Annotated in this window: 12 protein-coding genes; 9 read left to right on the top strand and 3 right to left on the bottom strand. The window is 67.2% G+C overall.

Going from position 1 to position 14,091, the window contains the following annotated elements:
* Nucleotides 1–32: 32 nt before the first annotated feature.
* On the top strand, nt 33–797 hold the full coding sequence (locus GV792_RS08805) for an adenylate/guanylate cyclase domain-containing protein (RefSeq protein WP_163823616.1): 765 nt from the start codon (nt 33–35) through the stop codon (nt 795–797).
* Nucleotides 798–889: 92 nt separating this feature from the next.
* Here the strand turns inward: GV792_RS08805 and GV792_RS29010 are convergent, their stop codons facing one another.
* Entirely contained in the window at nt 890–1,045 is a 156-nt protein-coding gene (locus GV792_RS29010; RefSeq protein ID WP_175583107.1) for a hypothetical protein, read from the bottom strand.
* Between the two features lie 219 nt (nt 1,046–1,264).
* On the opposite strand from GV792_RS29010, the gene GV792_RS08800 reads away from it, so the two are divergent.
* The 7 genes from GV792_RS08800 to GV792_RS08770 all read left to right on the top strand — a co-directional run bounded on the left by GV792_RS08800 (nt 1,265) and on the right by GV792_RS08770 (nt 10,732).
* Complete coding sequence (locus tag GV792_RS08800) at nt 1,265–2,980, top strand: acyclic terpene utilization AtuA family protein (RefSeq protein WP_163823528.1); 1,716 nt, start codon at nt 1,265–1,267, stop codon at nt 2,978–2,980.
* A gap of 160 nt (nt 2,981–3,140) precedes the next feature.
* The gene (locus GV792_RS08795; RefSeq protein WP_163823527.1) at nt 3,141–4,289 is read left to right on the top strand and encodes an acyl-CoA dehydrogenase family protein; all 1,149 of its coding nucleotides are present in this window, start codon (nt 3,141–3,143) and stop codon (nt 4,287–4,289) included.
* On the top strand, nt 4,286–5,884 hold the full coding sequence (locus tag GV792_RS08790; RefSeq protein ID WP_163823526.1) for an acyl-CoA carboxylase subunit beta: 1,599 nt from the start codon (nt 4,286–4,288) through the stop codon (nt 5,882–5,884). The genes GV792_RS08795 and GV792_RS08790 overlap by 4 nt, the downstream gene beginning before the upstream one ends.
* Nucleotides 5,885–5,892: 8 nt before the next feature.
* On the top strand, nt 5,893–8,019 hold the full coding sequence (locus tag GV792_RS08785; RefSeq protein WP_175584119.1) for an acetyl/propionyl/methylcrotonyl-CoA carboxylase subunit alpha: 2,127 nt from the start codon (nt 5,893–5,895) through the stop codon (nt 8,017–8,019).
* A gap of 5 nt (nt 8,020–8,024) precedes the next feature.
* On the top strand, nt 8,025–9,185 hold the full coding sequence (locus GV792_RS08780) for an acyl-CoA dehydrogenase family protein (protein ID WP_163823525.1): 1,161 nt from the start codon (nt 8,025–8,027) through the stop codon (nt 9,183–9,185).
* Nucleotides 9,186–9,330: 145 nt separating this feature from the next.
* The gene (locus GV792_RS08775) at nt 9,331–10,113 is read left to right on the top strand and encodes an enoyl-CoA hydratase family protein (RefSeq protein ID WP_163823524.1); all 783 of its coding nucleotides are present in this window, start codon (nt 9,331–9,333) and stop codon (nt 10,111–10,113) included.
* A gap of 4 nt (nt 10,114–10,117) precedes the next feature.
* The gene (locus GV792_RS08770) at nt 10,118–10,732 is read left to right on the top strand and encodes a TetR/AcrR family transcriptional regulator (protein WP_163823523.1); all 615 of its coding nucleotides are present in this window, start codon (nt 10,118–10,120) and stop codon (nt 10,730–10,732) included.
* Nucleotides 10,733–10,760: 28 nt separating this feature from the next.
* Here the strand turns inward: GV792_RS08770 and GV792_RS08765 are convergent, their stop codons facing one another.
* Nucleotides 10,761–11,552 (bottom strand): methyltransferase, encoded by a 792-nt coding sequence (locus GV792_RS08765; RefSeq protein WP_163823522.1) that lies wholly within the window; start codon nt 11,550–11,552, stop codon nt 10,761–10,763.
* A gap of 211 nt (nt 11,553–11,763) precedes the next feature.
* Here GV792_RS08765 and GV792_RS08760 point away from each other — a divergent pair, with 211 nt between their 5' ends.
* Nucleotides 11,764–13,500 (top strand): GMC oxidoreductase, encoded by a 1,737-nt coding sequence (locus GV792_RS08760; RefSeq protein WP_163823521.1) that lies wholly within the window; start codon nt 11,764–11,766, stop codon nt 13,498–13,500.
* A gap of 188 nt (nt 13,501–13,688) precedes the next feature.
* Here GV792_RS08760 and cutA read toward each other — a convergent pair whose 3' ends face one another.
* Nucleotides 13,689–14,027, bottom strand: coding sequence for a divalent-cation tolerance protein CutA (cutA, locus tag GV792_RS08755; protein WP_163823520.1), 339 nt, complete (start codon nt 14,025–14,027; stop codon nt 13,689–13,691).
* Nucleotides 14,028–14,091: the final 64 nt, after the last annotated feature.

The following is a 14,091-nucleotide window of genomic DNA, read 5'->3' as shown; positions in this document are numbered from 1 at the left end:
GCCGCCCGCGGCCGCGTGCGATCACGGCCCTGATGACCGCGGCGAATCAACGCCCTGACGTCATCGGCGCGCTGCGCAAGGCCCGTGAACAGCTACCGGGCGACCCATCGTTCGGTGATCCGCTGTCGGTGTCCGGTCCTGGTGGGCCGCGCGCGGTGGCCCGTGCCGCGGACAAGTTCGTCGGTGCCAGGCCGAGTGCGGCGCGGGAGATCGGATTCGGCGCGCTACAGGTGTGGCAGGCCGCGCTGGAGCGAGTTGGCCGCGGCCGGGGGAGCCAGGAAGTCACCGTCATGTTCACCGACCTGGTGTCGTTCTCGAAATGGTCGCTGTCGGCCGGAGACGAGGCCACCCTCGAACTGTTGCGCCGGGTGGCCAAGGCCATCGAACCGCCGATCGCCGAGCGGGGCGGTCAGGTGGTGAAACGGATGGGTGACGGCGTGATGGCGGTTTTCCCGACCGCCGACGCGGCCGTACGCGCCGCGGTGGCGGCCAAACGTGCGTTGAGTGAGGTCGGTATCGACGGCTATCGCCCGCAGATGCGGATCGGCCTGCACACCGGATCACCGCGGGAGATCGGTGGTGACTGGCTCGGCGTCGATGTCACCATCGCGGCCCGCGTCATGGAGGCGGGCGGCAACGGGCGGACCATGCTGTCGGAGGCAACGCTGCGTTCGGTGTCGCCGGGGGTACTGGAGGAACTCGGCTACGCGGTCAAGCCGTACCGGCGGGGGATGTTCAGCGCTCCGCTCAGCGGGGTACCCGAGGATCTGCGCATCTTCCGGCTGAGCAGTGTTTGATTTGCACCGCCTGCGGCGTCGCGAACTCTCATGCTCGGTCTCGCTTCGCTCGACAACGGGCGTGACTCCCAGCGAGGGCTGGGGTCGGCCGTTTACACGAGCCAGACGACCGCGCCGACCGCCGCTAGCACTGCGCACACGCCCAGCGCGATGGCGAGCGGACGTGCGGTCTTCCAGGTCGTGTACGCCCCGCCGATGAGGAATCCGGCGAGAGCGAAGAGGACGACCACGGCGACATCGGAGGACATGCAGCCGATTGTGCCGTCTCGGTCTCATGCGGCCGCGTCCGGCCCGTCTCGCCTGCGGAAATCTGCCGCGGACGATAACTCTCGATTAACAAGCACGCAAGCTTGATTTTTTCGGCACCGGCTGTGATGCTGGTGTCGTACGCGGATCCCGGGCGCCGCGCGGCGCCCGCCTGATCCCAGCGACAGCCCGATCCAGCGCGACAGGAGGCATACCCGCTGATGAGTAGGCTGGCCGACGATCCGGACGTCATCCGGATCGGCAACTGTTCCGGGTTCTACGGCGACCGGTTGAGCGCGATGCGCGAGATGCTCGAAGGCGGGCAACTCGACGTGCTGACCGGCGACTACCTCGCCGAACTGACCATGCTGATCCTCGGCCGAGACCGGATGAAGGATCCGAGCCTCGGCTACGCGAAAACCTTCGTCAAGCAGATCGAGGACTGTCTCGGCCTGGCGCTGGAACGTAACGTCCAGATCGTCACCAATGCGGGCGGACTCAATCCGGCCGGTCTGGCCGAGAAACTGCGCAAGGTGGCCGCCGAACTGGGCCTCGACGCCAAGATCGCCCATGTCGAAGGCGATGATCTCGCAGGCCGCGCCGCCGAGCTCGACCTCGGCTCGCCGCTCACCGCCAACGCCTACCTCGGCGCATGGGGCATCGTGGAATGCCTGAATTCCGGCGCCGACATCGTGGTCACCGGCCGGGTCACCGATGCCTCGGTGATCGTCGGCCCCGCCGCGGCGCACTTCGGCTGGGGGCGTGCCGAATACGACCGGCTCGCCGGCGCCGTGGTGGCCGGGCACGTCATCGAATGCAGCACCCAGGCCACCGGCGGCAATTACGCCTTCTTCACCGAGCTCGCCGATCTGGGTCGTCCCGGTTTCCCGATCGCCGAGATCCGCCGTGACGGCAGCAGCGTCATCACCAAACATGCCGGCACCGGTGGTGCCGTCACCGTCGACACCGTGCGGGCCCAGCTCATGTACGAGATCCAGGGCGCGCGCTACGCCGGGCCCGATGTCACCACCCGCCTCGACACCATCCGGGTCGAGCAGGAAGGCGCGGACCGGGTGCTGATCAGCGGCGTGACCGGTGAGGCACCGCCGCCGCAGCTGAAGGTCTCACTCAATACACTCGGCGGATTCCGCAACGAGATGGAGTTCGTGCTCACCGGGCTCGATATCGAAGCGAAAGCCGAACTGGCGCAACGTCAGCTCGAATCCTGGCTGACGGTGCGCCCAGCCGAACTCGACTGGACCCTTGCTCGCCTGGACCGCCCCGATGCCGACTCCGAGGAGCAGGCAAGCGCTCTGCTGCGCTGTGTGGTCCGCGACCCGGATCCGAACAAGGTCGGTCGGGCCTTCTCCAGCGTCGCAGTAGAACTCGCGTTGGCCAGCTACCCGGGTTGCAGCTTCACCACGCTGCCGGGCAACGGTTCGCCATACGGCGTGTACACCCCGGGCTTCGTCGACGCGGGCGAGGTACCGCACATCGCAGTCTTGGCCGACGGCAGCCGGGTCGACATCGCACAAGCCACCGAAACGCAGCCCCTCGAGCCGGTGCCTGCACCTGAGCTGCCGGAACCGTTGGTGGCGAACGACACCCGACGTGCACCCCTCGGCACCATCGCGCTGTCCCGTAGCGGCGACAAGGGTGGGGACGCCAATATCGGTGTGTGGGTGCGCACCGACGATCAGTGGCGCTGGCTGGTACACACCCTCACCGTCGACCGGTTGCGTGAACTGCTACCGGAAACCGCATCACTCGAGGTCACCCGGCATGTGCTGCCGAACCTGCGCGCATTGAACTTCATCATCTCCGGTCTGCTCGGTAAGGGCGTGGCCTATCAGGCCCGTTTCGATCCGCAGGCCAAGGGGCTCGGCGAATGGCTGCGCTCCCGCCATATCGATATTCCGACCGAGTTTCTGCCATGAGCGGTCAGCGGCCGGAGGAGGCAGCCTGCGTAACCACGCAGGCCGTCCGCTCATGGCGCAATCGGACAGAGCCATGAGCGGTCAGCGGCTGGAGGAGGCAGCGTGCGTAACCACGCAGGCCGCCCGCTCATGGCGCAATCGAACACAGGAGGTCTGACCCATGAGCGTCTGGGATACACCGGAACGTAAGGAGCTGCGTGCCACCGTGCGCGGGTTCGTCGAACGGGAGATCCTGCCCGACCTCGACTCCTGGGAGCGGGCCGGCGAGCTGCCGCGTGAGCTGCACAAGAAGGCCGGGGAACTGGGACTGCTCGGTATCGACGTCGCGGAATCCGCTGGCGGGTCCGGCGGCAATGCCGTCGACGCGGTCATCCTCGGTGAGGAGTTCCACCAGGCCGGCGCCTCCGGCGGTGCGTGGGCATCGTTGATGACCTGCGGAATCGCCTTGCCGCACATCATCGCCTCCGGCAATACCGAGCAGATCGATCGCTGGGTGAAGCCCACGCTGGCCGGTGACCTGATCGGCTCGCTGGCGATCACCGAGCCCGGTGGCGGTTCCGATGTCGGCCACCTGACCACCTCGGCGGTCCGCGACGGCGACCACTACATCATCAACGGCGCAAAGACCTTCATCACCTCGGCCTGCCGCGCCGACTTCGTGGTGACCGCGGTGCGCACCGGCGGACCGGGCGCTGCGGGCGTCTCGCTGATCATCGTGCCCACCGATACGCCGGGCTTCACGGTGGCGCGCAAGCTGGAGAAGATGGGCTGGCTGGCCTCCGACACCGGCGAACTGTCCTATGAGGATGTGCGGGTTCCGGTGGAGAACCTGGTTGGCGCGGAGAACACCGGATTCGCCCAGATCGCCACGGCGTTCGTCAGCGAACGGGTCGGCCTGGCCGTGCAGGCGTACGCGCAGGCACAGCGGGCGCTGGATCTCACCCTCGAGTGGTGCCGTAACCGCGAGACCTTCGGCCGCCCCCTGATCAGCCGCCAGTCGGTGCAGATGACGCTCACCGACATGCACCGCCGCGTAGACGTGGCCCGGGTCTACACCCGCTCGCTGGTCGAACGGCACGCGGCCGGTGAGCCTGGGCTCATCGCCGAGGTCTGCTTCGCCAAGAACACCGCCGTCGAAACCGCCGAATGGGTGGCCAACCAGGGTGTTCAGCTGCACGGCGGCATGGGCTACATGCGCGAATCCGAGATCGAACGCATCTACCGCGACGTCCGCATCATCGGCATCGGCGGTGGCACGAACGAAATCCTGACCATGTTGGCGTCGAAAGTATTGGGGTACCAGTCGTGACGACCTTCCGTTCCACACTCGATCCGTCGTCGCCGGAGTACGCCGCGTCCGCGGAGGCGATGACCGACAAACTCACCGAGCTCGAGGCCGAATTCGCCAAGGCCATCGCGGGCGGCGGCCCGGACAAGGTCGCGCGCCATCACAAGCGCGGCAAGCTCACCGCGCGTGAGCGGATCGAACTGCTGCTCGATGAGGATTCGCCGTTCCTGGAGCTGTGCCCGCTGGCCGCGTGGGGCAGTGACTTCCATGTCGGGGCGTCGACGATCGCCGGTATCGGCATCGTCGAGGGCGTCGAGTGCATGATCGTCGCCCCGGACCCCACCGTGCGAGGTGGCACCTCCAACCCGTGGACCTTGCGCAAGACGCTGCGGATCAACGACATCGTCCGGGAGAACCGCCTGCCGGTGATCTCGCTGGTCGAGTCCGGCGGCGCCGATCTGCCCACGCAGAAGGAAGTGTTCATCCCGGGCGGGGCGATGTTCCGCGATCTCACCCAGGCCTCAGCGGCCGGAATCCCCACGATCTCCCTGGTGTTCGGCAATTCCACCGCCGGTGGTGCCTATATCCCCGGCATGTCCGACTACGTGGTGATGGTCAAAGAGGGCGCGAAGGTCTTCCTGGCCGGACCGCCGCTGGTCAAGATGGCCACCGGTGAGGACTCCGATGACGAGACCCTCGGTGGCGCCGAGATGCACGCCCGCACCTCCGGTCTCGCCGACTACATGGCCGCCGACGAGCAGGACGCCATCCGCATCGGCCGCGGCATCGTGCGCCGGCTGAACTGGAAGAAGCAGGGCCCCGAGCCGCGCCCCGACGTGATCTCGCCGCTCTACGATCCCGAGGAACTGCTCGGCATCGTGCCCTCGGATCTGAAGATCCCGTTCGACCCGCGCGAGGTGATCGCCCGTGTGGTCGACGGCTCCGATTTCGACGAGTTCAAGCCGCTCTACGGTTCCAGCCTGGTCACCGGGTGGGCCGAGATCAACGGCTACCCGATCGGCATCCTTGCCAACGCACGCGGCGTGCTGTTCTCCGAGGAATCGCAGAAGGCCACCCAGTTCATCCAGCTGGCGAACAAGAAGAACACGCCACTGTTGTTCCTGCACAACACCACCGGCTACATGGTTGGCAAGGACTACGAGCACGGCGGCATCATCAAGCACGGCGCGATGATGATCAACGCGGTCGCAAACTCGAAGGTGCCGCATATCTCGTTGCTGATCGGCGCGTCCTACGGCGCGGGCCACTACGGCATGTGCGGGCGCGCGTTCAACCCGCGCTTCCTGTTCGCCTGGCCGAGCGCGAAGTCCGCCGTCATGGGTGGTGCGCAGCTGGGCGGCGTGCTCACCATCGTGCAGCGCGGTGCCGCCGAGGCCAAGGGCCTGCCGTTCGACGAGGAGGCCGCCGCGGGTCTCGCCGCCATGGTCGAGGCGCAGATCGAGGCCGAGGCGATGCCGATGTTCCTGTCCGGCAGGCTCTTCGACGACGGCATCATCGACCCGCGTGACACCCGCACCGTGCTGGGGATGGCGTTGTCGGCCATCCATACAGCCCCGATCCAGGGCGCCGAGGGCTTCGGCGTCTTCCGAATGTGAGGCAAACAATGACTGCATCGCGAAGCGATTCGGGGAGGGGCGGCGGTCGGGCGACGGGCGGGCCTACAGCGATTACCAATGTCCTGGTCGCCAACCGTGGTGAGATCGCGCGCCGGGTGTTCGCCACCTGCCGCCGCATGGGCATCGCGACTACCGCGGTGTATTCCGACGCCGACGCGGACGCGCCCCATGTGGCCGAGGCCGACGCAGCCATCCGGCTGCCAGGCAGCACGCCCGGCGAGACCTACCTGCGTGGCGAGCTGATCATCGAGGCCGCACACGCGGCCGGCGCCGACGCCATTCACCCCGGCTACGGATTCCTGTCCGAGAACGCCGAATTCGCGCGCGCCGTACTCGACGCCGGTCTGGTGTGGATCGGTCCGCCGGTGGCCGCCATCGAGCAGATGGGCTCCAAGGTCGAGTCCAAGAAGTTGATGGACGCCGCCGGGGTGCCGGTGCTGGCCGAACTCGACCCGGCCGAGGTCACCGACGCGCATCTGCCCGTGCTGATCAAGGCCTCCGCCGGTGGTGGTGGCCGCGGTATGCGTGTGGTGCGTGAGCTGAGCGAACTGTCCGGGCAGATCGAAGCGGCGCGGCGCGAGGCCGAGTCGGCGTTCGGTGATCCGACGGTGTTCTGCGAGCGGTACCTGGAGACCGGACGTCATATCGAGGTCCAGGTCATGTCCGATACCACGGGCACCACGTGGGCGGTGGGCGAGCGGGAATGCTCGATTCAGCGTCGTCATCAGAAGGTGGTCGAGGAAGCGCCGTCGCCGCTCGTCGAGAAGATCGACGCGCTGCGAGCTCAGGCCCCGGAGGCGGTGGCGGAGCGTCACCACGCAGGGGCCGTGAGCAGCGCAGATGGGCGCAGCATGCGGGATCGGCTGTTCGAGGCGGCCGGGCTCGCGGCCGGGGCGATCGGCTACGAGGGTGCGGGCACCGTCGAGTTCCTGGCCGATGAGAAGGGCGAGTTCTTCTTCCTGGAGATGAACACCCGCCTCCAGGTGGAGCATCCGGTCACCGAGCAGACCACCGGACTCGACCTGGTGCGGTTGCAGTTGCAGGTCGCCTCCGGGCTGCCGCTGCCTGCTACCCCGCCGGCCAAGCGCGGGCATTCGATCGAGGTCCGACTCTATGCCGAGGACCCGGCCCACGACTGGCAGCCGCAGAGCGGCCAGGTGCACAAACTCGACATCCCGTTCACCGCCGGAGAATTCACCGTGCTCGAGCAGAGCGGTGTGCGGTTGGACACCGGTGTCATCGACGGTTCGGTGGTCGGCGTGCACTACGACCCGATGCTGGCCAAGGTCATCTCCTATGCCGAAACCCGGGCCGAGGCCGCGCATCTGCTGGCTACGGCCTTGCAGCGGGCCAAGATCCACGGCCTGGTCACCAACCGTGACCTACTCGTGCGGGTGCTGCGGCACCCAGCCTTCCTGGCGGGCGACACCGATACCGCCTTCTTCGCCACGCACGGGCTCGACGCGTTGTCCGCGCCGCTGACCAGCGAGTCCGACGAAGCGCTCTCGATCGTCGCCGCCGCGCTCGCGGACGCGGCGGCCAACCGGCGCGCCGCTCGCTCCGATCGCGGAATCCCCAGCGGCTGGCGTAATCTCGCCTCCGCTCCGCAGACCAAGTCCTACGAGAGCCGTACCAGCGGCACTCACGAGGTGCGTTACCGCTTCACCCGGACTGGCGTCCAGGTCGAAGGCCATGAGGGCCTCGAACTGGTCGATCTCACCCCGGATCGCGTCGTGCTCAGTGTGCCCGGTGCGCGCGGGCCGGTGCGCAGGCAGTTCGAGATCGCGCGCTATGACGATCTGGTCTGCGTGGATTCGCCGCTCGGTCCGGTCGCGGCCCGCAGGCTGCCGCGTTTCACCGATCCGGCCGATCAGGTGGCCGCCGGTTCACTACTGGCGCCCATGCCCGGCAGCGTGATCCGGCTCGGCGCCTCGGCCGGTGATCAGGTCCAACTCGGTCAGCCCATCCTGTGGCTGGAGGCGATGAAGATGGAACACACCATCGTCGCCCCCGCCGCCGGTGTCCTCAGTGCCCTCAATGTCGCCGTCGGCCAGCAGGTCGAGGTCGGCGCCGTGCTCGCCGTGGTGGACGAGCCCTCGGAAGATCAGGAGTAAGACCGATGAGCTTCATCGAATCCGAAGAGCGCAAGGAGCTGCGAGCCGCGGTCGCCGCGCTCGCCTCGAAGTACAACTACCGCGACTACGTGCTGCCGAAGGCACGCGCTAACGAGCCGCTGGACGAACTGTGGGCGGAGGCGGGCAAGCTCGGCTTCCTCGGCGTCAACCTGCCGGAGGAGTTCGGCGGCGGCGGCGCGGGCATGTACGAGCTGGCGCTGGTGATGGAGGAACTGGCCGCCCAGGGCGCGGGCCTGCTGCTCATGGTGGTTTCGCCTGCCATCTGCGGCACCATCATCACCAAGTACGGCACCGAGGAGCAGAAGGCGGCCTGGCTGCCCAAACTGTCCGACGGCACCGGCAAGATGGTCTTCGGCATCACCGAGCCAGACGCAGGCTCCAACTCACACCAGATCACCACCACCGCCCGCCGCGATGGTGACGACTGGATCCTCAACGGCCGCAAGATCTTCATCTCCGGTGTCGACCAGGCCGAGGCCGTGCTCATCGTGTCCCGCACCGAGGACCACAAGACCGGCAAGCTCAAGCCTGCCCTGTTCATTGTCCCGACCGACGCTCCCGGCTTCAACAAAACGCCGCAGGAGATGGACATCATCGAACCGGACCACCAGTTCACGCTGTTCCTCGACGACGTCCGGCTGCCCGCGGACGCCTTGGTCGGCAAGGAGGACGCCGCGCTGATGCAGCTGTTCGCCGGGCTCAACCCCGAGCGCATCATGGGTGCCGCGATGGCGGTCGGTATGGGTCGCTACGCGATCGACCGGGCGGTGGAATATGCCAAGGAGCGCACGGTCTGGAAGACGCCGATCGGTGCCCACCAGGGCATCGCGCATCCGCTGGCCCAGGTGAAGATCGAGCTGGAACTGGCCAAGCTGATGATGCAGAAGGCCGCGACCCTCTACGACGCCGGTGACGAGATGGGTGCCGCCGAGGCCGCGAACATGGCCAAGTACGCGGCGGGCGAGGCCAGCATCAAGGCCCTCGACCAGGCCATCCAGACCCACGGCGGCGCTGGCCTGACTCGCGAATACGGCCTGGCGGCCATGCTCGGCGCTGCCAGGATCGCCCGCATCGCGCCGGTGAGCCGGGAAATGATCCTCAACTTCGTCGCCCAGCACTCGCTGGGTCTGCCGAAGTCCTACTGATGTCGATCCCTGGCCTCGCATCATCGGGTGCGGGGCCGGCATCGGACGCCGGAATGGAGATTCGGATGAGTGGGCGCCGCGGGCGAGCATTCAACACAGTCGAGACCTCGGTTGCTTCGTCGCCGAGTGTCGGAGAGGTGCAGGCATGAGTGGGACAGCCGAGGCGCCGTTCGTGCGCTATGAGGTCGCCGACGGGTTCGCGACGCTGACCTTCGATTCCCCGCACAATCGCAACGCCCTGTCATCCAAGCTGGTTCGGGAGCTGCTCGCCGGAATCGACGCCGCCGTTGCGGATCCCGCGGTGCGCGGCCTCGTGCTCACCCACACCGGCAACACCTTCTGCGCCGGCGCGGACCTGAGTGAGGCAGCGAACTCCGACCCTGCCACCGCGGCCGACCAGCGCACCCGTCAGATGATCGATGTGCTGCGCGGACTGGTCGCTGCGCCGAAACCGGTGATCGCCCAGATCGACGGCAATGTGCGGGCCGGCGGCATGGGCATCATCGCCGCCTGCGATCTGGTGGTCGCGGGTCCGTCGAGCAGCTTCGCACTCACCGAAGTGCGCATCGGTATGGCGCCGTTCATGATCTCGCTGACCCTGCTGCCCAAGCTCGATCAGCGCGCCGCCAATCGTTACTACCTCACCGGTGAGAAGTTCGATACCGCGGTGGCGCAGGAGATCGGGCTCATCACCATTGCCGCCGATAATGCGGCGGCCGAGGTCGAGCGGCTGTGTGGTGAGCTGCGCAAAGGCTCGCCGCAGGCGCTGGCCGAGTCCAAGAAATTGGTCAACGCGCAACTGCTCGCCGGGTTCGACGCGGAGGCCGAGGAACTGGCCGAGCGCTCGGGCAGCTTCTTCGGCACCCCCGAAGTGATCGAGGGCATGACGGCCTTCCTGCAGAAGCGCCCGCCGAGCTGGGCACAATAAGCCCATGGCGACACCCCACGAACCGAAGCAGGACCGCAGCCGGGCCACCCGGCAGCGGCTGCTCGAGGCGACCATCGACTGCCTGGCCGAGATGGGCTGGGCGGCCGCGACGGTGGCCGTGGTCGCCGAACGCGCGGGGGTGTCGCGTGGCGCGGCCCAACACCATTTTCCCACCAGGGAGGACCTGATCACCGCGGCCCTCGAGTACATGTTCGACACCAGGACCGAGCAGGCGAAGGTGGAGGCGGAGACACTGGCCGCCACCGCGGTGGGGGTCGGGCGGACCGAGGCCGTGGTGGCGGGACTGGTGGAGTCGTATACGAGCCCGCTGTTCAAGGCGGCACTCCAGGTGTGGACCCACGCCGCCGCCGACCCGGCCCTCCGCGAACGCATCGTCCCGCTGGAAGCCCGCTTCGGCCGGATCTCGCACCGCCGCGCGGTAGAGGCTCTCGGCGTCGACGACGCCGACCCGGTAACCCACCACCTCGTCCAGGCCACCCTCGATATGGCGCGTGGGCTCGGCCTGGCTGACGTGTTGACCGATGACTCGGTACGACGCAAGCAGATCATTCACCAGTGGGCGGTGACGTTGCATACGGCGCTCGACAGCGCACAGTAGGTACGAGGGCGACGACCCATCTCTGAGCTCAGACCACATACGGCACCAAGGCTTTTCGATCACCCGGGTAGTCCGCGAACTTCTCCCGATACCAGCGATGCGTCGCGAAAGCGCGTGGCACCAAGTTGCCCGCGGTGATCAGGAAGATCACGACCCCGGCCAGTGACCAGGTGAGCAGGGCGAAACCGGCCCAGGCGATCAGCTCGCCGAGATAGGCGGGGCTGCTGACGAATCGGAAGCCACCGCCGAAAGGGATGCGGTACTCGGTGGCGCCCGGGTTGTCCTTGTCCCGCAGGTTGCGCACGATCCACTCGGACCGGACCAGGAGCGCGAACCCGCCGAGGTACACGACCACGCCGATCAGGAAGCGCGGATCGGTCAACCATTCGGTCCCGTACTGACCCAGGTAGTCCTGGCTGAAGAACGCCCCGTTCAGGTAGCCGTGCATCGCGGTGACGAAAACGCCTGCCGCCAGCACGGAAACGTTGAAGCTGCTGCGTTTACCCGGCACTTGCCGGATGGACAGCGGGAAGAACCAGCCGCGGTTGGCGTAGTGCAGCAACCAGATTCCCGCCAGCACCATCGACGTCGGCTCGAAGCGGTTCGGCCCGGAGAGGTAGAACACCGCGAACACGACGGTGGCGGGAATCTCCATCAACCACCAGCCGAGCTTCGGATTCAGGTTGAACCCGATATTCGTCGACGCGAACCGTCCATACGGGCTCTGCATGAACAGGCCGCCAACGATGACGAATGCCGCGAAGGCGAACGCAATCGTCAGCACGGTGTCGTACGCGGTGTTTCCGGTGTACCAATCCATCGCGACCTCGCTGATCGAGCACGCCGACGGAAGCTGTCGGCCGGTTTCAAACTAGAACATGTTCTAGTTGCTGTCGAGGGTTGGTGCACAGACGGGCGGTGAGCAGCTCGTTGTGACGCGTAGTAAGCCGCGGCGCCGGAGTGTTGCGATACCGCACAATCTTGCGAAACCGCACGTCCACGGCTGTTAACGTCGGCGTCGGAGGTGACAGATGAGCGGGGAACTCGATGTCGACGTCCTGATCGTCGGATCCGGGTTCGGTGGCAGCGTTACCGCGTTGCGGCTGGTCGAGAAGGGCTATCGGGTCGGAGTGCTGGAGGCGGGCCGCCGGTTCACCGATGCCGAATTCGCCGCGACCAACTGGGATATGCGCCGCTACCTGTGGGCTCCCAAACTCGGCTGCTATGGCATTCAGCGCATTCACCGATTGCGTGACTGTTTCATCCTGGCCGGCGCGGGCGTCGGCGGTGGTTCGCTCAACTACGCCAACACCCTCTACAAACCGGGTCCCGCGTTCTTCGCTGATCAGCAGTGGGCCGATATCGCCGATTGGGATGACGAGCTCAGCCCGTTCTACGAGCAGGCGAAGAAGATGCTCGGCGTCGTGCGGAACCCGCATATGACGCCGGCCGACGACATCATTCAATCGGTGGCCGCCGATATGGGCGCGGGCGAGACCTTCGTGCCCACGCCCGTCGGGGTGTATTTCGGCGAGCCGGGCACGACCGTGCCCGACCCGTATTTCGGCGGTGTCGGGCCCGATCGCACCGGCTGTATCGAATGCGGTGAATGCATGACCGGCTGTCGTCACGGCGCCAAGAACACACTGGTCAAGAACTATCTCGGGCTGGCCGAACAGGCCGGCGCACAGGTATATCCGATGACGACGGTGACCGCGATACGACCGCAACCCGACGGCACCTGGCTCGTCGATACCCGCCGCACCGGATCCTGGACCCGCCGCGGCCGCCGCACTTTCAGCGCGGGCCGGGTGGTGCTGGCCGCCGGAACCTGGGGAACCCAGCGGCTGCTGTTCACGATGCGCGACACCGGCGTGCTACCCGAACTGTCGAAACGGCTCGGCGTGCTGACTCGGACCAACTCCGAAGCCATCCTCGGCGCCGGACGCACCGAGATCGACCCGACTATGGACATCACCCGCGGTGTCGCCATCACCTCTTCGTTCCACCCCACACCCGACACCCACGTCGAACCCGTCCGCTACGGCAAGGGTTCCAATGCCATGGGGCTTTTGCAGACCTACCTCATCGACGGCGACCACCGGATTCCACCGTGGGTGCGGGTGCTGCCGCTGGCGTTGAAACAGCCCATCCGCACCGTCCGCTTGCTGCGCACCCGTCAGTGGAGCGAACGCACTCTGATTCTGCTGGTCATGCAGTCGCTGGACAATTCGATCACCACCTATACCCGGCGGGGACTGTTCGGCCGCAAGTTCGCCAGTAAACAGGGCTACGGCGAACCGAACCCCACCTGGATCCCCGCAGGCCATGAAGCCACCCGCCGCGTCGCCGAGAAACTCGGCGCCACCGCGGGTAGCACCTGGCCCGACCTGTTCGACGTCCCGATGACCGCCCACTTCATCGGCGGCTGCGCCATCGGAGCAGACCCCGACCACGGCGTCATCGACTCCTACCACCGTGTCTACGGCTACCCGACACTCAGCGTCGTCGACGGCGCCGCCATCTCCGCCAACCTCGGCGTGAACCCGTCGCTGACGATCGCCGCCCAAGCCGAACGCGCGGCCGCGCTATGGCCGAACAAGGGGGAGGCCGACACTCGCCCGCCGATGGGCAGCCGGCACCGCCGCATCCCGCCGGTACCGCCACGCAATCCGGTGGTGCCCGACCACGCACCTGCCGCGTTGCGTCTACCGATCGTCGGGTTCGGGCCACAGCGGGCGCCTGAACGAGGTGAAGCCGGGGCCTGAGGGGGCACGCCAGACCGCCTGCCGTCGGCGCGTGCCCTGTTCACCCCCAGGCCCGGACTGTAGATCGAAAACGCGACGGACCCCGTGCGGGAACTCGGTGCCGACGATTCCTTCGGTCGCGGCCCGCACGCCGGTCGAACTGCTCACCGCTGACCCGCGTCCGGTGGTGGGTGAGCGAGGGCCGTGAGCTAGGCGTCCACCGTCGGCTCGATAGTCGAATCCAGCACCCACTGGCGATACCCCGGATGCGCTTGCACTACCGGGACAGCAAGCACCTGCGGCGTCTCATTCGCATGCTCGGCATCGGCCCGTGCGATGATCGCGCCCACCAGCGATCGCCGCGTATGCAACACGACCAGCGTTTCGCCGTCATCGTGGACGGCGCCTTCCCACCGATAGATCGACCGCACGCCGGGAATGATGTTCCCGCACGCCACCAGCCGATCCGCAACGAGCCGCCGAGTGAACTCGGCCAGCCATTCGGCATCGCCGGCGGTGATGGTTACGTCTACGACTTCGTCGGCCATGGGGCAAGTCTGCCTCGTGCGGTGGGGTGTGCGCAGTGCGGACTGGGAGCATCCAGGGGAGCGG

Origin of the sequence: Nocardia cyriacigeorgica, assembly GCF_010868145.1 — a bacterium.
Lineage (GTDB): Bacteria > Actinomycetota > Actinomycetes > Mycobacteriales > Mycobacteriaceae > Nocardia > Nocardia cyriacigeorgica_D.
Note: the sequence above shows the minus strand (reverse complement) of the source record. Positions and strands in the feature narration are given on the sequence as shown.

Coding starts and splice junctions, on each gene's coding strand:
- GV792_RS08805 (WP_163823616.1), top strand. CDS start 33: ATGACCGCGGCGAATCAACGCCCTGACGTCATCGGCGCGCTGCGCAAG.
- GV792_RS29010 (WP_175583107.1), bottom strand. CDS start 1,045: ATGTCCTCCGATGTCGCCGTGGTCGTCCTCTTCGCTCTCGCCGGATTC.
- GV792_RS08800 (WP_163823528.1), top strand. CDS start 1,265: ATGAGTAGGCTGGCCGACGATCCGGACGTCATCCGGATCGGCAACTGT.
- GV792_RS08795 (WP_163823527.1), top strand. CDS start 3,141: ATGAGCGTCTGGGATACACCGGAACGTAAGGAGCTGCGTGCCACCGTG.
- GV792_RS08785 (WP_175584119.1), top strand. CDS start 5,893: ATGACTGCATCGCGAAGCGATTCGGGGAGGGGCGGCGGTCGGGCGACG.
- GV792_RS08780 (WP_163823525.1), top strand. CDS start 8,025: ATGAGCTTCATCGAATCCGAAGAGCGCAAGGAGCTGCGAGCCGCGGTC.
- GV792_RS08775 (WP_163823524.1), top strand. CDS start 9,331: ATGAGTGGGACAGCCGAGGCGCCGTTCGTGCGCTATGAGGTCGCCGAC.
- GV792_RS08770 (WP_163823523.1), top strand. CDS start 10,118: ATGGCGACACCCCACGAACCGAAGCAGGACCGCAGCCGGGCCACCCGG.
- GV792_RS08765 (WP_163823522.1), bottom strand. CDS start 11,552: ATGGATTGGTACACCGGAAACACCGCGTACGACACCGTGCTGACGATT.
- GV792_RS08760 (WP_163823521.1), top strand. CDS start 11,764: ATGAGCGGGGAACTCGATGTCGACGTCCTGATCGTCGGATCCGGGTTC.
- cutA (WP_163823520.1), bottom strand. CDS start 14,027: ATGGCCGACGAAGTCGTAGACGTAACCATCACCGCCGGCGATGCCGAA.